At 63.7% G+C, this 17803-nt stretch carries 20 protein-coding genes; 14 read left to right on the top strand and 6 right to left on the bottom strand.

Going from position 1 to position 17803, the window contains the following annotated elements:
* Positions 1 to 110 precede the first annotated feature (110 nt).
* Positions 111 to 1577, bottom strand: coding sequence for a MocR-like pyridoxine biosynthesis transcription factor PdxR (pdxR, locus tag CDO35_RS11890; RefSeq protein WP_099524946.1), 1467 nt, complete (start codon positions 1575 to 1577; stop codon positions 111 to 113).
* 97 nt (positions 1578 to 1674) lie between these two features.
* Between pdxR and CDO35_RS11885 the strand changes: the two genes are divergently transcribed.
* The 3 genes from CDO35_RS11885 to CDO35_RS11875 are packed head-to-tail and all read left to right on the top strand — an operon-like array spanning position 1675 to position 3437.
* Positions 1675 to 2307: an FMN-binding negative transcriptional regulator gene (locus tag CDO35_RS11885; RefSeq protein WP_099524945.1), complete on the top strand. Its 633-nt coding sequence runs from the start codon at positions 1675 to 1677 to the stop codon at positions 2305 to 2307.
* Positions 2308 to 2325: 18 nt separating this feature from the next.
* Positions 2326 to 2766, top strand: a complete 441-nt coding sequence (locus CDO35_RS11880) for a GNAT family N-acetyltransferase (RefSeq protein WP_099524944.1) — start codon at positions 2326 to 2328, stop codon at positions 2764 to 2766.
* Entirely contained in the window at positions 2766 to 3437 is a 672-nt protein-coding gene (locus CDO35_RS11875) for a GNAT family N-acetyltransferase (RefSeq protein ID WP_099524943.1), read from the top strand. Before CDO35_RS11880 ends, CDO35_RS11875 begins: the two co-directional genes overlap by 1 nt.
* A gap of 4 nt (positions 3438 to 3441) precedes the next feature.
* Here the strand turns inward: CDO35_RS11875 and CDO35_RS11870 are convergent, their stop codons facing one another.
* The gene (locus CDO35_RS11870) at positions 3442 to 4254 is read right to left on the bottom strand and encodes a helix-turn-helix domain-containing protein (RefSeq protein WP_099524942.1); all 813 of its coding nucleotides are present in this window, start codon (positions 4252 to 4254) and stop codon (positions 3442 to 3444) included.
* A 159-nt stretch (positions 4255 to 4413) separates the two neighbouring features.
* Here CDO35_RS11870 and CDO35_RS11865 point away from each other — a divergent pair, with 159 nt between their 5' ends.
* The 3 genes from CDO35_RS11865 (at position 4414) to CDO35_RS11855 (ending at position 7442) form a co-directional block, all read left to right on the top strand.
* Entirely contained in the window at positions 4414 to 5853 is a 1440-nt protein-coding gene (locus tag CDO35_RS11865) for an alanine/glycine:cation symporter family protein (protein WP_099524941.1), read from the top strand.
* Positions 5854 to 5981: 128 nt separating this feature from the next.
* On the top strand, positions 5982 to 6971 hold the full coding sequence (locus CDO35_RS11860) for an asparaginase (RefSeq protein WP_099524940.1): 990 nt from the start codon (positions 5982 to 5984) through the stop codon (positions 6969 to 6971).
* A gap of 27 nt (positions 6972 to 6998) precedes the next feature.
* Positions 6999 to 7442: a GNAT family N-acetyltransferase gene (locus tag CDO35_RS11855; RefSeq protein WP_099524939.1), complete on the top strand. Its 444-nt coding sequence runs from the start codon at positions 6999 to 7001 to the stop codon at positions 7440 to 7442.
* 6 nt (positions 7443 to 7448) lie between these two features.
* Here CDO35_RS11855 and CDO35_RS11850 read toward each other — a convergent pair whose 3' ends face one another.
* Both CDO35_RS11850 and glsB read right to left on the bottom strand, forming a co-directional pair.
* The gene (locus tag CDO35_RS11850; RefSeq protein ID WP_099524938.1) at positions 7449 to 7844 is read right to left on the bottom strand and encodes a RidA family protein; all 396 of its coding nucleotides are present in this window, start codon (positions 7842 to 7844) and stop codon (positions 7449 to 7451) included.
* Positions 7845 to 7907: 63 nt separating this feature from the next.
* Positions 7908 to 8816: a glutaminase B gene (gene glsB, locus CDO35_RS11845; protein ID WP_099524937.1), complete on the bottom strand. Its 909-nt coding sequence runs from the start codon at positions 8814 to 8816 to the stop codon at positions 7908 to 7910.
* Between the two features lie 142 nt (positions 8817 to 8958).
* Here glsB and CDO35_RS11840 point away from each other — a divergent pair, with 142 nt between their 5' ends.
* Positions 8959 to 9888 (top strand): AEC family transporter, encoded by a 930-nt coding sequence (locus CDO35_RS11840; protein ID WP_099524936.1) that lies wholly within the window; start codon positions 8959 to 8961, stop codon positions 9886 to 9888.
* Here CDO35_RS11840 and CDO35_RS11835 read toward each other — a convergent pair.
* Entirely contained in the window at positions 9878 to 10519 is a 642-nt protein-coding gene (locus CDO35_RS11835) for a hypothetical protein (RefSeq protein ID WP_017676404.1), read from the bottom strand. The genes CDO35_RS11840 and CDO35_RS11835 overlap by 11 nt on opposite strands.
* Positions 10520 to 10923: 404 nt before the next feature.
* Here CDO35_RS11835 and coxB point away from each other — a divergent pair, with 404 nt between their 5' ends.
* From coxB to CDO35_RS11815, 4 genes are read left to right on the top strand one after another with little or no spacing between them, the layout of a single operon-like run.
* On the top strand, positions 10924 to 12048 hold the full coding sequence (gene coxB, locus CDO35_RS11830; RefSeq protein WP_026088514.1) for a cytochrome c oxidase subunit II: 1125 nt from the start codon (positions 10924 to 10926) through the stop codon (positions 12046 to 12048).
* Positions 12049 to 12052: 4 nt separating this feature from the next.
* Positions 12053 to 13636: a cytochrome c oxidase subunit I gene (ctaD, locus tag CDO35_RS11825; protein ID WP_017676406.1), complete on the top strand. Its 1584-nt coding sequence runs from the start codon at positions 12053 to 12055 to the stop codon at positions 13634 to 13636.
* Between the two features lie 10 nt (positions 13637 to 13646).
* Positions 13647 to 14195: a cytochrome c oxidase assembly protein gene (locus CDO35_RS11820; RefSeq protein ID WP_099524935.1), complete on the top strand. Its 549-nt coding sequence runs from the start codon at positions 13647 to 13649 to the stop codon at positions 14193 to 14195.
* Positions 14196 to 14206: 11 nt separating this feature from the next.
* Entirely contained in the window at positions 14207 to 15103 is an 897-nt protein-coding gene (locus CDO35_RS11815; protein ID WP_099524934.1) for a cytochrome c oxidase subunit 3, read from the top strand.
* Between the two features lie 6 nt (positions 15104 to 15109).
* On the opposite strand, the gene CDO35_RS11810 is transcribed toward CDO35_RS11815, so the two are convergent.
* Positions 15110 to 15313, bottom strand: coding sequence for a twin transmembrane helix small protein (locus CDO35_RS11810; RefSeq protein ID WP_017676409.1), 204 nt, complete (start codon positions 15311 to 15313; stop codon positions 15110 to 15112).
* 71 nt (positions 15314 to 15384) lie between these two features.
* Here CDO35_RS11810 and CDO35_RS11805 point away from each other — a divergent pair, with 71 nt between their 5' ends.
* From CDO35_RS11805 to CDO35_RS11795, 3 genes are read left to right on the top strand one after another with little or no spacing between them, the layout of a single operon-like run.
* Positions 15385 to 16116 (top strand): SURF1 family protein, encoded by a 732-nt coding sequence (locus CDO35_RS11805; RefSeq protein ID WP_099524933.1) that lies wholly within the window; start codon positions 15385 to 15387, stop codon positions 16114 to 16116.
* On the top strand, positions 16091 to 16669 hold the full coding sequence (locus CDO35_RS11800; protein WP_099524932.1) for a hypothetical protein: 579 nt from the start codon (positions 16091 to 16093) through the stop codon (positions 16667 to 16669). Before CDO35_RS11805 ends, CDO35_RS11800 begins: the two co-directional genes overlap by 26 nt.
* A gap of 55 nt (positions 16670 to 16724) precedes the next feature.
* Positions 16725 to 17780, top strand: a complete 1056-nt coding sequence (locus CDO35_RS11795; protein WP_099524931.1) for a COX15/CtaA family protein — start codon at positions 16725 to 16727, stop codon at positions 17778 to 17780.
* Positions 17781 to 17803: the final 23 nt, after the last annotated feature.

Below are 17803 nucleotides of genomic sequence, written 5' to 3'. Positions count from 1 at the left end.
GGGGGTAGATGCGATACATCAGTCGCGGCTACGACTGCATGGATGCAGGAGGTAGAGCGAAGCAGGATGCCAGAGCCGAACGCCCCTCCCACAGGCGCTATCTCGGCCTGCTACAGCTTCCAGGCCCGCCTTAGCCGCTGCACCGCCTCGACGATCTGCGCCTCCGGTACTGCAGCAAAACCGAGCACCAGCCCGGCGCGAGCGTCCTCAGCTGTTTCGCTGTCGGGCAGCCAGTAATCGCTCAAGGGGTTCATCTCGATGCCGGCGGCGCGTGCGGCGGTGATCAGCTCGCGTTCTCGCGCAAGACTCTCCACCTTGATGCTCAAGTGCAGGCCGGCGTCCACAGCCGGTAGCGAAGAGCACCCCGGAATCATCGCCGGCCAGGCCGCGAGCAAGGCGTCGCGGCGGCTGCGTGCGGCCTGGCGCATGCGTCGTACGTGGCGCTGAAAGTGCCCGGCAGCGATGAATTCGGCCATCACCGCTTGGGTACCGACCTCCGAGTGGCGCATCTCCAGCGCTTGGCGCCGGGCGAAGCTCTCGGCCAGCGCAGGCGGCAGCACCAGATAGCCCAGGCGCAGAGCCGGAAAGGCGAGCTTGCCGAACGTGCCGATGTAGATCACCCGCTGCTGCTCATCCAGCGCTGCCAGGGGGGCGAGCGGCGTACCGCTGTAGCGGTACTCGCCGTCGTAATCGTCCTCGATGATCCAGCCGTTCACACGCTTGGCCCACTCCAGCAATGCCAGGCGCCGTGGCAGCGACAGGGTCACGCCGGTGGGGTACTGGTGCGCGGGCGTGACATAGGCCAGCTGGCAATCGTTGAGGCGCTGTAGCGCGTCGATATCCATGCCTTCGCCGTCCACTGCGATACCGCACAGTTGCGCGCCGGCCACTGCGAAGGCATGGCCCGCCGCGCGGTACCCGGGATTTTCCAGCGCCACCCGCGCGCCGGGCTGTACCAGCAACTGCGCGCAGAGGCTGATGGCCTGCTGCGAGCCGCAGGTGATCAGGACCTGCTGCGCCTCGCAAGTCAGGCCGCGGCTGTTGCGCAGGTAGGCGGCGATCAGCTCGCGCAGTTGCAGGTCTCCGGCGGGGTCGCCATAGCCCAGCCGGGCCGGCGACGGTTTGCGCCAGAAGCGCGCCTGCAGACGCGCCCAGGTCTCGAAGGGGAACATGTCGAACGCCGGTACACCGATGCGAAAGGCGCGTGGCGCGCCCTTGGCCGGTGTGGCCAGGTGGTGGTTGTGCAACAGCTGCATTGCCGGGCTGGCCGCTGCCGGGGCGACGGCTGCCACCGGGGCAGGCCGGTGGCGCGTCAGATCGGCGACGTAGGTGCCATCGCCGACTCGTCCGTTGACGTAGCCCTCGGCGTACAGCTGGTCCAGGGCACGGGTCACGGTGTTGCGCGAGATGCTCAGCAGCGCGGCCAGCTCACGGCTGGCCGGCAGGCGTGTGCCACTGGCCAGGCGGCCGTCGAGGATGCGCTCGCGCAAGGCTTGGTAGAGCTGGCGCGCCAGGCCCTGACCGGGCTGCAGGTGGATGCCGGAAAGATCGAATGGCAAGGCGGACGAGCGCGTCATGATCGGCAAATTGGCTCTATGAAAGTCGTCAGGAATGGATCTTACATCAGGCCAATATCCTGCCTAGCATGGCCCCATCACGTTAGGAGAAACCCTCATGTACTGTCCCGCCGCCTTTCGTCTGGACGACCTGCCCACCCTGCATGCGCAGATGCAGTCCAGCGGACTGGCCATCGTGACCAGCATTGGTGCGCAGGGCCTGCAGGCCAGCCATCTGCCGCTGCTGCTGGCGCCTGACGAGGGCGAGTTCGGCACGCTGTACGGCCACTTTGCCCGGGCCAATCCGCACTGGCGTGATTTGGCCAGCGGTGTCGAGGCGCTGGTGGTGTTCAGCGGCGCGGATGCGTACGTGCATCCCGGCTGGTATCCGGCCAAGGCCGAGCACGGCAAGGTGGTGCCGACCTGGAATTACATTGCCGTGCATGCCTGGGGCCAAGCGGAAGTGTTCGACGACCCCGGGCGCCTGCTGCAACTGGTCAGCCGCCTCAGCGACCGCCATGAGCAGGGTCGCGCGCAGCCCTGGGCAGTCGAGGATGCGCCGCGCGACTACATCGACGCCATGCTGCGAGCCATCGTCGGCTTCGCCCTGCCGATTCGCCGGCTCGAAGGCAAATGGAAACTTAGCCAGAACCGTTCCGAGGCAGACCAGGCCGGTGTCCGCGCCGGCCTGGCGACCTCCGCCAGCCCGCGTGACCACGAACTGGCAGCGCAGATGAATCCCACCGACTGACTCCACAGGAAGGCCATCATGCTCGACATCCGTCCCATCACCGCTGCCGATCACACCGTCTGGCTGCCGCTTTGGCAGGGTTACCAGCGCTTCTACCAGGCTGAGATCCCGGCCGAGACCAGCGCCCTTACCTGGCAGCGCTTTCTCGACCCGGCCGAGCCTATGCACGCCGCTCTGGCCTGGCAGGACGGCGAGGCGGTCGGTTTGGTGCACTTCATCTATCACCGCAGTTGCTGGACGAATGGTGACTACTGCTACCTGCAGGATCTGTTCGTCGCCGAGCATATTCGCGGTGGCGGCATCGGCCGCGCGATGATCGAGCATGTCTACGCCGAGGCACGCGCTGCCGGTGCCAGCCGCGTGCATTGGCTGACCCAGGAAACCAATTACCAGGGGCGTATGCTCTACGACCGCATTGGCGACCGCTCCGGTTTCATCCAGTACAGGAAACTCTTCTGATGACGCGTGATCTCGCTCACTGGCAACCCCGTCCCGCACCGGACCAGCGCTCGTTGCAAGGCCGTTTCGTGCGTCTCGAAGCGCTCGATGTCGCGCGTTATGGCGATGATCTGTGGCGCGCGTTGCAGGGTCCGGACCCGGCGCTCTGGGATTATCTGCCCTACGGCCCCTTCACCGAGCGTGGCGTCTTCGATGCCTGGTTGGCCGGCAATGCGCGGAGCCGCGATCCGCTGTTCTACGCGGTGGTCGACCTGGCCAGCGGCCTCGCCCTGGGGCTGTTCAGCTACCTGCGTATCACCGCGCAGGACGGCAGCATCGAAATCGGCCACGTCGCCTTCGGCGCGCCGATGCAGCGCACGGCGGGGGCGACCGAGGCGATCTATCTGCTGGCGCGGCATGCCTTCGACGACCTCGGCTACCGGCGCCTGGAATGGAAGTGCGACGCGGCCAATGCCCGCTCGCGGCGCGCTGCTGAGCGCTTTGGCTTCATCCAGGAAGGGCTGTTCCGTCAGCACATGGTGCGCAAGGGGCGTAACCGCGACACCGCCTGGTTCTCCATCATCGACGGTGAATGGCCGGCCCGCCGGGATGCCTTCGAGCGCTGGCTGATGGTGGATAACTTCGACGAGCGGGGCCAGCAGCGGCAGCGCCTGGAGACGCTGCGCGAGTAATGCCTCACTCCATCTCGAACAGTCCATTGCGTAGCTGTGCGCCGCCCAGGCGCTCGCGGATGTCGTCGTCGATGCGCGGGTCGTCGGGGGCGTAGAGCATCAGCTGGCGATAGGCGTTGACCCGGTTGATCTCGTTACCCAGGTATTGCCAGACCACACGGGTGCAGGCAGGCGTGCGGCGGTCGCCGCTGGAGACGCCGGTCTTGATGCCGTTGAGGCGGATGATGCGGCTCTTGAAGCTGGGTATGAGGATGGTCTGGCTCATCTCGTTGCCGGTGAGTGACTCGTAGTCGACCAGAAACAGGCGGTCCTGCAGGAAGAACGCCGTGCCCAGGTAGCGGCAGCGCACCCAGTCCTCGCCACGTGCGGGTTCCTGCCGCTCCTGACGTTCCTGGCGCTCGAACAGGTAGTTGCCGCGCTCCTCGCGCAGGTGCACCAGCGATAGCAGCACATGCCCCGGCACCGACATGCAGTTGGAGTATTCGAAGTAGTAGCCGCAGTAGCGCTCCATCGGGCTGGCCTGACGGCGCAGCGGCGTGAACAGCTCCAGCAATGGATCGTTGCCACTGTGCGGCTGCGCATCACCGCTGCGTGCGCCGATCAGCCGGGTGAACTGCTCGGCCGGCATGCTCAGCTCGAAGGGTTCGACGCCGAAGAAATCGCAGATGCGCTTGAGGTTGTGCGTGGTCGGCCGGCTCTGCCCGGCCAGGTAGCGGTTGAACTGCGCGCGGTTGATCGACAGCTTGCGACATACCTCGGCAATCGAGCGGTAATGGCTGCAAAGCAATTTCAGATTGCTGCCGAGGGAATCGGACATATGGCCGCTCCAGCTGATGCGAATGACGCGATTCTAGCATCAACTCGCATCAGGTTGCCGCGACCTGCGAAATTGTCCCGCGCGGCGCCTTCACCAAAGATTGCGCCACCCGCCCGGCGCGGCGCATTCCCATTCAGAACAACAAGAGAGAAAGCCTCCATGCTCGATCTTCTCAATGACCTCATCTGGAGCAAGCTGCTGATCGTGATGCTGATCGGTCTCGGCCTGTACTTCACCATCGCTTCGCGCTTCGTCCAGTTCCGCTACTTTGGCAGCATGTTCCGCATCTTCAGCGAGGCATTCCAGCGTCAGCCGGGCCAGCTCAGCTCGTTCCAGGCCTTGATGCTGTCGGTAGCTGGCCGTGTGGGCGCCGGCAACATCGCCGGTGTGTCGGTGGCGATCATGCTCGGTGGTCCGGGCGCCATCTTCTGGATGTGGGTCGTGGCCCTGGTCGGCATGGCCACCAGCTACTTCGAGTGCTCGCTGGCTCAGCTGTACAAACGTCGCGAGGCCGATGGCGGCTACCGCGGTGGCCCGGCTTTCTACATCCAGCACGGCCTTGGTCAGCGCTGGCTGGGTATCGTCGTGTCGATCCTGCTGCTGATGACCTTCGGCTTCGGCTTCAACGCCGTGCAGTCGTTCACCGTCGCCAACTCGCTGCACGACACCTTCGGCATCCCGACCCTGGCCAGTGGCATCGCCCTGACCGTGGTGATCGGCCTGATCATCTTCGGCGGCATCAAGCGCATCGCCAAGTTCGCCGACGTGCTGGTGCCGGTGATGGCGTTCTCTTACCTGGGCATGGCGCTGCTGGTGATCGGCATGAACATCAGCGAAGTTCCAGCCACCTTCGCCCTGATCTTCAAGAGCGCCTTCGGCCTCGAGCCGGCCTTCGCCGGCGGCATCGGCGCGGCCATCATCATGGGCGTCAAGCGCGGTCTGTTTTCCAACGAAGCCGGCCTGGGCAGTGCACCGAACGTGGCCGCTGTCGCCGAGGTCAAGCACCCGGCCGCGCAAGGCATCGTGCAGTCGCTCAGTGTGTTCATCGACACCCTGATCCTGTGCAGCTGCACGGCGCTGATCATCCTGCTGTCGGGCGTGTATCAGCCGGGTATGGAGCAGGCTGGCGTGGTACTGACCCAGAGCGCGGTTGCCGCCGTGGTCGGCGAGTGGGGCCGGGTGTTCGTCAGCCTGGCGCTGCTGTTGTTCGTTTTCACCACCCTGATCTACAACTACTACCTCGGCGAAAATGCCCTCGGCTTCTTCAGCCAGAAGCGTGGCCCGGTAATGATCTACCGCGTGCTGGTGGTCGGCCTGGTGCTGTGGGGTTCGGTGCAGGATCTGGGCACCGTGTTCGCCTTCGCCGATGTGACCATGGGTCTGCTAGCCATCGCCAACCTCATCGCCCTGGCGCTGCTGTTCAAAGTGGGCATGCGCCTGATGCGCGACTACGATAGCCAGATCAAGGCGGGTGTTGAGTCGCCGGTATTGGATGCCAAGCAGTTCGCTGATCTGGACCTCGACCCTGCCGTCTGGGGTAGCCAGCCAGGTGAAACCGCCGACCAGGCGGAAATTGGGGATCGCGTCTACCAGCGCTGATCTGACTCAGATGGAAGAAGGGGGCGAGGCCCCCTTTTTCTTGCCCGCCAGCGTTGGCAGCTATTGTTCGGGCCGTCGTAAGCGACGTCATGAATGTCGCGCAGGCCCGTGATTTGTGAGGAGAGCCTATGGCGACCCCAGAAAAACTCCTGGTGCTGTACACAGGCGGCACCATCGGCATGCAGATGAGCGCAGACGGCCTGGCGCCGGCCTCGGGTTTCGAGGCGCGCATGCGCAGCCAGCAAGCCGGCGAGAACGCCAGTGAGCTGCCGCAATGGACGTTTCGCGAGCTGCTGCCGCTGATCGACAGCGCCAACATGAACACCGGCCACTGGCTGGCGCTGCGCGACGAAATCGTCACTGCTGTACAGACCGATGGCCACGACGCCGTGCTGGTACTGCACGGCACCGATACCCTGGCCTACAGCGCTGCGGCACTGAGTTTCCTGCTGCTCGGGCTCGATGCGCCGGTGGTGCTCACCGGCGCCATGCAGCCGGCTGGTGTCGATGGTGGAGATGCCTGGCCCAACCTGTTCGGCGCCATGCGTGCGTTGTATCGCGGTGTGAAGCCTGGCGTGCACCTGTATTTCAACGGCCAGCTGCTGCATGGCGCACGTTGCTCGAAGTTGCGCAGCGATGCCTTCGATGCCTTCCAGGTGCTTCCGCGTCAGCGTCAGGCCGAGCGGGCCACGGTCGATGACCGTATCGACTTTCGCCAGCCGCGTCAGCCTGTGAACCTTGCCGTGTTGCCGCTGCATCCGGCGGTGCAGGCCGGGCAGCTGCAAGCTCTGCTGGCCAGCGGCGCGCAGGGGCTGCTGCTGGAGTGTTACGGCAGTGGCACCGGCCCGGCCGGCGACGCGCCATTGATGAGCGTGCTACGTGAAGCGCATCAGCGCGGCGTGGTGCTGGCGGCAATCAGTCAGTGCCCGCAAGGCCATGTGCAGTTCGGTGTTTATGCGGCCGGCAGCCGTCTGGCCGAGGTCGGCCTGGTGTCCTGTGGCGGCATGACCCGTGAGGCGGCACTGGGCAAGCTGTTCGCCCTGCTCGGCGCCGGTTTGCCGCAAACGCAGGTCGAGCACTGGCTGGCGCGCGATCTCTGTGGTGAGATGAGCGACTGATCCACCTGCCCAAACAGAGGAAGGACGATGAGTATCGACATTCGCCCTGTAATCGCTGCCGATCAAGAAGCCTGGTTGCCCCTGTGGCAGGGCTACCAGCGCTTCTACATGACCGAGATTCCTGCCGAGACCAGCGCTGTTACCTGGCAGCGTTTTCTCGACCCCGGCGAGCCGATGGGCGCTGCCCTGGCCTGGCGTGATGGGCAGGCTATTGGTTTGGTGCACTGGGTCATCCACCGCTCGACCTGGACCACCGGCGACTACTGCTACCTGCAGGATATTTTCATCGCCAAGGGCGAGCGCAGCGGCGGCATCGGGCGCAAGTTGATCCAGCATGTGTTTGAGCAGGCGAGCGCCGCCGGCTGCTCGCGGGTGCACTGGCTGACACATGAAACCAACAGCCAGGCCAAGCTGCTTTACGAGCGCATTGGCGAACGCTCGGGGTTCGTGCAGTACCGCAAGCTGTTGTAGCCAGCCTCAGGGCCGGCGTGCGATGAAATCGATTTCCACCAGGGCATGGCGCGCCAGGCCGGTGGTGCCGATGCAGGTGCGCGCCGGGCGTTTGCCCTCGGGGAAGTAGCTGGCGTACACCGCGTTGAAGCGCGCGTAGTCGCCATAGAAATCGGTGAGAAACGCCCGCGCCGAGACCACGTTTTCCAGGCCAAGACCCAGCCCTTCGAGGACCACCAGCAGGTTGTCGAAGGTCTTGTGGGTTTGCGCCTCGATGCCTTCGGGCAGCGGCGCCGCTTCGTTGCCTGGGTCGATGGGCAGCTGGCCGGTGATGAACACCCAGCCATCGGCTTCGCAGGCGTGGGAGAACGGCGCGACTGGCTCGGGCGCGGCGGCGAACATGTGGTATTCAGGCAACGACATAAGTACTCCAGGGCTGATCGATGGGCACCGACACAGCACTGCGCCGGCCCCTGTGACCATACCTCAGAATACCGACCAGCCGATGCGTTCGCTGAGCAGCTCCAGCGCCTTGATCCCGGCCAGGGAGTTGCCCGCAGCATTGAGCTCCGGTGACCACACGCACACGCTGAACTGCCCCGGTACCACGGCGAGAATGCCGCCGCCGACGCCGCTCTTGCCCGGCAGCCCGACGCGGTAGGCGAAGTTGCCGGCCTCATCGTACAGCCCGCTGGTGGCCATGATGGCGTTGACCTGTTTGGTCTGGCGTGGCGATAGCACCTGTTCGCCGCTGTGCTGGCAGAAACCTTCATTGGCCAGGAAGCCGAAGGCACGCGCCAGGTCGACGCAGCTCATGCGCAGCGCGCAGCAGCTGAAGTAGCTGCGCAGCACCGCCTCGACTTCGTTGTGAAAATTGCCGAACGACTGCATCAGGTACGCAGCTGCCGCGTTGCGCGCGCGGTGCTGGTACTCCGATTCGGCGACGTGGTTGTCCACTGTGACCTCGGGGTTGCCCGACAGACGCCGGACGAAGTCGCGCATCGATAGTGCCGGTGCGGCATAGCGCGACTGGTTGATATCGCAGATCACCAGAGCGCCCGCGTTGATGAAGGGATTGCGCGGCTTGCCTCGCTCGAATTCGAGCTGCACGAGCGAGTTGAACGGCTGCCCGGACGGCTCATGGCCCAGGCGCTGCCAGATGCTCTCGCCGCTGTGGCCGATGGCCTGGACCAGGCTGAACACCTTGGAAATGCTTTGGATCGAGAAGGGCGTACGTGCATCGCCGGCGACATGTACCTGGCCGTCGTTGCCGTATACGGCGATGCCCAGTTGGTCAGGCACCACGTTGGCCAGCGCGGGAATGTAATCGGCCACCTTGCCCTGGCCGATCAGCGGGCGGACTTCATCGAGAATTTCGGTCAACAGCGCTTGCATGTTCAGGCTCGCGAGTAGGCCGGGGAGCGTCCCGGCAGGTCAGAGCTAGACGCCTGCGGGCGCTACGGAATCACAGGTAGGCGCTTGCCCTGAGCAGCGCGGCCACCTAGTCTCGGTCCTCCCCTGTCGTTGGCGTGGTTCGATGTCCACCGTTCTCAATGTACTGCTGCCGATCTTCGGTCTGATCCTGGTTGGCTTCATCTGCCGGCGAACCAATCGCTTGGGAGAGACCGCCGCATCGGAGATGAACCGCTTCGTGGTCTGGCTCGGCCTGCCTGCGTTGCTGTTCAGCCTTACGGCCAAGGCCGACTGGGCACACATCTGGCAGCCCGGTTTCCTGATCGCCTTTACCGGCGGCATGCTCGCGGTGTTTCTGGTCACGCTGGTGTATCGCTGGAAAACCACTGGCAGCCTGGTCGACGCCAGTATCGACGGGCTCAGCGCCGGTTACGCCAACACCGGCTATATCGGCATTCCGCTGTGCGTGCTGGTACTGGGCGAGGACGGCATGGCGCCGGCCTTGATCGCCTCGCTGATGGTGGTCTGTGTGCTGTTCGGCCTGGCAGTGGTGTGCATCGAGGTAGGTCTGCAGAGCAAGAAGGGGTTGGGCGGCGCCATCTTTCAGGTGGTCATGGCGCTCCTGAAAAACCCGCTGGTGGTCGCGCCATTGCTTGGTGCTGCCTGGGCGTTTGGTGGCGTGCAGATGCCCGCGGCGCTGGACGAATTTCTGCGCCTGCTCGGCGCCGCCACGGTGCCCTGTGCGCTGGTGTCGCTGGGGTTGTTCCTGGCGCAGCGGCAGAGCGGGCCGAGCGAAGGCGCCTGGCCGCTGGTGGCCTTGAAGCTGGTGCTGCAGCCGTTGGTGACCTGGTTCATTGCCTTCGTGTTGCTCGACCTGCCGCCGTTCTGGGCGCACGCCGCATTGCTGCTCAGCGCGCTGCCAACGGGCACCGGGCCGTTCATGCTCGCCGAGTACTACCAGCGCCAGGCGGCGCTGGTGTCGCGGGCGATCCTGTTCTCTACCCTCGGCTCGCTGCTGACCTTGACCCTGATCCTGCTACTGATCACGCCTTGAGTTGCAGCTCCACGCCGAGCTGTTGCGACAGGCAGGGCCAGCGCCGCCAGGCCGAGGCGGTATCCGGCGCCGCCAGACGTTCGCGGTAGGCCTGCACCGAGGGTTGGTCGAAGCTGGCGTCATCGAGCATACCGGCCAAGGCATGATGCACCGCTTCGTCGAGCTGGTTGGCGAAGGGCTCGCCAATCAACTGGTGGGCGATCAGGTTGGCGCGTGTGGTGTCCAGCGGGATCAGCGGCTGGCCGAGGTGCGCGATATAGCGGTCGTTGACCTCTTCCACCAGGCGATGGGCCAGATAGGCCTCGTCGAGCAGGCCTTCGAGTCCTTCGTGGCCCTCCATCAGCGCTGGTGGCTGCAGGAAGAAATGCTCGGCGATCTTCAGTACCGGTTTCACGGCGGCCTCGATTCCTGCTTCGCGCGCTACTTCGGCAGCAGCGTCGAGCACGTCCGGCACCTCCTCGATATAGGCGATGACGAAGGCGGTCAGTGCCCCAGGCGCATCATCCTCCGGTAGACGGATGGACGGGTGCAGGCGCTCCAGCTGAGCCTGCAGGAAGCGCGAGAGAGCCTGGCTGCCACTTTCCTGCTGACGAGCCTGGGTGATCAATTGACGAAGGGCGGCGGTGTTCATGACGGCTCCTACATTTCAGGACATGGACGTGAACCTTAGCCGGCTCCGGCAGTCGGCTAAGACGCGATTGTCATAACTTTTTCATACTTATGCGAGTTGGCTATAAATGCCTGTATCAGAACGGCTACACCCCGCGTCAGCCGGGGCGTTTAGCACAAGGCTTGCGCGCCTTCGGCGATTTTTGCGCGTACGTTGCGAGGTGCAACTCCCCGTCTATACTCGAGTTCGAAAGGCAGTACCTGATGGAACCGGACGAGCTCAGGCACGGAGAGGTTTCGGCAGTAGTCGCCAGCAGTTGAGCGCGGTACGCGGACAGTGATTCCGCCTTGTCGCTCTATGGCAGTCGATCCCTTAGCCGCAGGCTCAGCCGGCGGGATAACAAGAACAATCAAGGGGAACCCGCAATGATGCGACATCCACGAGTCTGGATGGGCCTCCTGCTGTGGCTGGCATTAGGCTCGGCGCACGCGCAGTGGACGGTCAATATGGCGCCCGGTGTAACCGACGTCAGCCGCTCCGTTTTCGATCTGCACATGACCATTTTCTGGATCTGCGTTGTGATCGGTGTGATCGTGTTCGGCGCCATGTTCTGGTCGATGATCATGCACCGCCGCTCCACCGGCCAGAAACCCGCGCATTTTCACGAAAGCACAACCGTCGAGATTCTCTGGACCGTGGTGCCATTGGCCATTCTGGTGGTGATGGCGATCCCGGCGACCAAGACGCTGATCGAGATCTACGACACCTCCGAGTCCGAGCTGGATATTCAGGTCACTGGCTACCAGTGGAAGTGGCACTACAAGTACCTGGGTCAGGATGTCGAATTCTTCAGCAACCTGACCACGCCGCGCTCGCAGATCAATAACCGCGAAGCCAAGGGCGAACACTACCTGCTGGAAGTCGACGAGCCGCTGGTGGTGCCGGTGGGCACCAAGGTGCGCTTCCTGATCACCGCCGCCGACGTCATTCACTCCTGGTGGGTACCGGCACTGGCAGTGAAGAAGGACGCCATCCCCGGGTTCATCAACGAATCCTGGACGCGCATCGAGGAACCCGGCATCTACCGTGGCCAGTGCACCGAGCTGTGCGGCAAGGACCACGGGTTCATGCCGGTGGTGGTCGAGGCCAAGTCCAAGGAAGACTTCGATGCCTGGCTGGCCGAGCGCAAGCAGGCTGCCGCCGCTGAGCGTGAGCTGACCAGCAAGGAATGGACCATGGAAGAGCTGATGGCGCGTGGTGAGAAGGCCTACAACACCTCTTGCGCAGCCTGCCACCAGCCTACCGGTGAAGGTCTGCCACCGATGTTCCCGGCGCTCAAGGGCTCGGCCATCGCCACCGGGCCGGCCGAGGGGCATATCCACATCGTCTACCAAGGCAAGCCGGGTACCTCCATGGCCGCCTTCGGCAAGCAGCTGTCGCCGGTCGACCTGGCCGCCATCATCACCTACGAGCGCAACGCCTGGGGCAACAATGTCGGTGACATGGTCACGCCCAAGGACATTCTCGATTTCTCCAAGGCGCAGGAGTAAGGACATGAGTGCAGTGATCGACCACGGTCATACTGACCACCACCATGGCCCGGCCAAGGGCCTGATGCGCTGGGTGCTGACCACCAACCACAAGGACATCGGCACGATGTACCTGTGGTTCAGCTTCTGCATGTTCCTGCTGGGCGGCTCGATGGCCATGGTCATCCGTGCCGAGCTGTTCCAGCCGGGCCTGCAGATCGTGCAGCCGGAATTTTTCAACCAGATGACCACCATGCACGGCCTGATCATGGTCTTCGGTGCGGTGATGCCGGCCTTCGTCGGCCTCGCCAACTGGATGATCCCGCTGATGATCGGCGCGCCGGACATGGCCCTGCCACGGATGAACAACTTCAGCTTCTGGCTGCTACCGGCGGCATTCGGTCTGCTGGTCTCGACATTGTTCATGGAGGGTGGCGGGCCGAACTTCGGCTGGACCTTCTACGCGCCGCTGTCGACCACCTACGGGCCGGAGAGTACCACCTTCTTCATCTTCGCCGTGCACCTGATGGGCATCAGTTCGATCATGGGGGCGATCAACGTGGTCGCCACCATCCTCAACCTGCGCGCCCCCGGAATGACCCTGATGAAGATGCCGCTGTTCGTCTGGACCTGGCTGATCACTGCGTTTCTGCTGATTGCGGTGATGCCGGTACTGGCTGGCTGCGTGACCATGATGCTGATGGACATCCACTTCGGCACCAGCTTCTTCAACGCTGCTGGCGGTGGTGATCCGGTGCTGTTCCAGCACGTGTTCTGGTTCTTCGGTCACCCCGAGGTGTACATCATGATTCTGCCCGCCTTCGGCGCGGTCAGCTCGATCATCCCGGCGTTCGCGCGCAAGCCGCTGTTCGGCTACACCTCGATGGTCTACGCCACGGCGGCGATCGCCTTCCTCTCGTTCATCGTCTGGGCGCACCACATGTTCACCGTCGGCATTCCGCTGACTGGCGAGCTGTTCTTCATGTACGCGACGATGCTGATCGCCGTGCCCACCGGGGTGAAGGTGTTCAACTGGGCCAGCACGATGTGGCAGGGCTCGATGACCTTCGAGGCGCCGATGCTGTTCTCGGTGGCCTTCGTCATCCTGTTCACCATCGGTGGTTTCTCCGGCTTGATGCTGGCCATCGCCCCGGCGGACTTCCAGTATCACGACACCTACTTCGTGGTGGCGCATTTCCACTACGTGCTGGTGCCCGGCGCGATCTTCGGCATCTTCGCCTCGGCCTACTACTGGCTGCCGAAGTGGACCGGCCACATGTATGACGAAACCCTGGCCAAGCTGCATTTCTGGATGAGCTTCATCGGCATGAACCTGGCGTTCTTCCCGATGCACTTCGTTGGCCTGGCTGGCATGCCGCGGCGTATCCCCGACTACAACATGATGTTCGCCAACTTCAACATGATCTCCAGTATCGGCGCGTTCATGTTCGGGGCCACTCAGCTGTTGTTCCTGTTCATCGTCATCAAGTGCATTCGCGGCGGCAAGCCGGCCCCGGCGAAACCCTGGGACGGTGCCGAAGGGCTGGAGTGGACGGTGCCTTCACCGGCGCCCTACCACACCTTCAGCACGCCGCCGGAAGTGAAATAGGAGGTCTGCCGTGAGCGAGGTCATCGCGACTCGTCGCCTGGTTACCCGTCTGCTGATCGTAGTGGTGGTGATGTTCTGCTTCGGCATCTTCGTCCTGCCGCCGTTCTACGACGCCATGTGCCGGGTCTTCGGCATCAACGGCAAGACGGCAGGGGCCTACCAGGGCGAGCAAATGGTGGATGAGCAGCGCCAGGTGCGCGTGCAGTTTCTCGCCACCAACGCCGCCGGCATGGTCTGGGAGTTCGGGCCCCAGGCCGACGAGATCCTGGTTCACCCGGGTGAGGCGCGCGACATGCTGTTCGTCGCCTATAACCCCAGCGACAAGCCGATGAGCGCGCAGGCGATACCCAGCGTATCGCCTTCTAAGGCGGCGGCCTTCTTTCACAAGACCGAGTGTTTCTGCTTTACCCAGCAGGTGTTGCAGCCGGGCGAGCGCATCGAAATGCCGGTGCGCTTCATCGTCGACCGCGACCTGCCGCAGGACGTGAAGCACCTGACCTTGGGCTACACCCTGTTCGATATCACCGCGCGCAAACCGCCAGTGGCACAGGCTCCATAAGGAGAACAACAATGTCGAGTCACGAAAGTCACGAGAACTATTATGTACCGGCGCAGAGCAAGTGGCCCATCGTCGCCACCATCGGCCTGCTGGTCAGCTTCTACGGTGTTGGCACCTGGTTCAACGATCTGTCGGCGGGGCGTGAAGGCTCCAACGGGCCGCTGATCTTCTTCGTCGGCGGGCTGATCCTGGCCTGGATGCTGTTCGGCTGGTTTGGCAACGTCATCAAGGAAAGCCGCAGCGGTCTGTACAGCGCGCAGATGGACCGTTCCTTTCGCTGGGGCATGAGTTGGTTCATCTTCTCCGAGGTGATGTTCTTCGTCGCCTTCTTCGGCGCCCTGTTCTACATCCGCATGTGGGCCGGCCCCTGGCTCGGCGGCGAAGGTGACAAGGGCGTGGCCAACATGCTCTGGGAAGGCTTCGAATACAGCTGGCCGATGTTGCAGAACCCCGACTCCAAGCTGTTCCCGCCACCGAGCGGGGTGATCGACCCCTGGCATCTGCCGCTGGTCAACACCATCTTGCTGGTGTCCTCCAGCGTCACCATCACCTTCGCCCATCATGCCCTGAAGAAGAACCACCGCGGCCCGCTCAAGGCCTGGCTGGCGGCGACCATCGTGCTGGCCCTGGCATTCCTGTTCTTTCAGGTCGAGGAGTACATCGAGGCCTACACCGAGCTTGGGCTGACGCTTGGCTCAGGCATCTACGGCGCCACCTTCTTCATGCTCACCGGCTTTCACGGTGCGCACGTGACGCTCGGTACGCTGATTCTGGTGGTAATGCTGGTGCGCATCATGCGTGGGCACTTCGACGCCGATCAGCACTTCGGCTTCGAGGCAGCCTCCTGGTACTGGCACTTCGTCGATGTGGTCTGGCTCGGCCTGTTCATCTTCGTCTACGTACTGTAGCGGGGGCTACCAGGTAACGTGAGAGACCAGTTGCCCTGAGTAGAAGCCCCAGGCGATCAGGGCAACGGTAATAGCGGTCAGGCCGACACGGACAGTCAGCGCGCCGACCACGCGGGAACCATGGCCTTCGTCCTTGACCAGGAAGAACAGGCCGCTGAACAGGCTGGCGATGGTTGCCAGCAGCATGAGGACGATCGCGGCCTTGAGCATGTGAGACTCCGGGGGATTGACGTGATGCATTGCAGTATAGCCAGCAACCCCGATCGTATCGGCAGGGCGCAATGAGCGCCTTCCGTCCCGGTTGGTTGCCCAGCCTGCTGGTTGCCCTGCTGCTGCCGGGCTTGCTTTGGCTGGGTTTCTGGCAGCTGCAGCGTGGCGAAGAGAAACGCCAGCTGTTGGCCAGCTTCGAGGCACGGCGTCAGGCCGAGCCGATCAGTCTCGAGCAGCTTGAGCCCATGCGTGATCCTGCCTACCGCCGCGTTCAACTGCGTGGGCACTTCGATAGCGAGCACAGCCTGCTGCTCGATAGCCGTATCCGTGATGGCCATGCCGGTGTCGAGTTGTTGCAGCCTTTTTACGATCAGTCCAGCGGTCTCTGGGTGTTGCTTAATCGCGGCTGGCTGCCCTGGCCGGATCGGCGTACAGCGCCGCCTTTCGATAGCCCTGACGGTGTGCTGCAACTCACTGCCTGGGTCTATGTCGCGCCCTCTGGTGGTTTCAATCTGCGCTCCGGTGCGGCGACCGAAGGCTGGCCGCGACTGATCACGCAGGTCGAGGCCGACAGTCTCTGGCGCCAGCTGGGTCGTGGTGGTCTGCCTTTCGAGGTGCGTCTGGAGCCCGGGCCGGCCAGTTATCGCGTCGATTGGCCAATCGTGGCCATGAGCCCCAGCAAACATCTTGGCTATGCGGTGCAGTGGTTCTCTCTGGCTGCGGCACTGCTTGGTCTGTTCATTTATCTCGGAATTCACAATGCACGGGAGCATCGTCATGAACCCAGCCATCGCCATGCCTGAGGCACCGCGCAAGGGGCGTGGTCGCCTGCAGTTGTTGTTGATCCTGGCCATTATCATCGGCCCGATGTTCCTGGCTAACGCCATGTACAAATGGCGCTTCTGGGTGCCAGAGACGCGCAGCTACCACGGTGTGCTGATCGGCGATGGGCGCACCCTTGCCGATCTCGGCGTACAGGGCGAGGTGGAGCCGCTGTGGCAGATTCTGGTGACAGCACCGGGCGCCTGTGAGGCCGACTGTCAGCAGATGGTTTACCTGGCGCGGCAGATCCAGATTGGCCTCAATCGCGAGACTGCCCGCGCGAGTCACGGCCTGGCGCTGGCCGAACCACTGCCGGCCGAGTACGACGCCACGCTCAAGCGCGAGTACCCGCAACTTGGACGCTATCAACTGGATCTGCAGGCCTACGACAAGGCCGCTGAGGCAGTGCCGGGGGCACAGCTATGGCTGGTCGATCCACACGGCAATCTGGTGCTGCGCTATCCGGCCGGCAGCAAGGGCAAGGCCATTCTCGATGATCTGCGCTACCTGCTGAAAATTTCCCTGATCGGTTGACGCCACGCTCTGTCCATATCGACAGAGCGTCAGGCCCAGTGCCCAAGGAGTAGACATGCACAAGCCCGGTTACCGTCTAGCGTTGTTCGCGACCCTCCTGACCGTGGTGGTGGTGCTGCTGGGCGCCTACACCCGACTGACCCATGCCGGGCTGGGTTGCCCGGATTGGCCAGGCTGCTACGGGTTTCTCGGCGTACCGATGAGCGAGCACAAGCAGGCCATCGCCGAAGCGCGTTTTCCCGAGGCGCCGGTAGAGGTTGCCAAGGGCTGGTACGAGATGATCCATCGTTACTTTGCCGGTGCACTGGGGTTGGTGATCCTCGCCATTGCTGCCCTGTCCGTGCGCCGTCGTGCGGAGCCAACTCAGCCGCTCAAGTTGCCGCTGGCGATTCTGGCGCTGGTGATTCTGCAGGGCGCCTTCGGCATGTGGACGGTTACCCTGCAGCTATGGCCGCAGGTGGTCACCGCTCACCTGCTCGGCGGTTTCGCCACGCTCAGTCTGTTGACCTTGCTTACCTTGCGCCTGTCTGGACGATTCGCCCCGCTGCAGTTGCCGGGGCGCCTGCGCACATTGGCGGCGGCATGCCTGCTGCTGGTGATCGGGCAGATCACCCTCGGTGGCTGGGTCAGTTCCAACTACGCCGCTGTCGCCTGCGTCGACCTGCCCACCTGTCACGGCGAGTGGTGGCCGGCGATGGATTTCGGCAAGGGCTTTCACCTGACCCAGCACATCGGCCCCAACTACCTGGGCGGACAGCTCGACAGTGACGCGCGCACCGCCATTCACATGAGCCACCGCATCGGAGCGCTGCTGGTAACGCTGGCGCTGTTGGCACTGGCCTGGCAGCTGCGCATTGCCAAGCTACCGCGCCTGGCCGGCCTGCTGCTGCTGGCGCTGGCTGTGCAGGTTGGCCTGGGTATCAGCAACGTGATCTTCCATCTACCGCTGCTGGTGGCGGTGGCGCACAACGCTGGTGGCGCTGCTCTGCTGCTGGTGATGGTGCTGATCAACTATCGCCTGAGGGCTGTTTCTGCGGCGGCTCGCGAAGCATCTGGTCTGGCGGGCAGGCGCACGACTCTGGTTTCCAACGGTCTGGTTCAAGGCCGGTAAATAACGAATCAAGGAGCAATGCC

Source organism: Pseudomonas sediminis (genome assembly GCF_002741105.1).
Lineage (GTDB): Bacteria > Pseudomonadota > Gammaproteobacteria > Pseudomonadales > Pseudomonadaceae > Aquipseudomonas > Aquipseudomonas sediminis.
The sequence above is the reverse complement of the archived record's forward strand: the minus strand, read 5'-3'. Positions and strand labels throughout refer to the sequence as shown.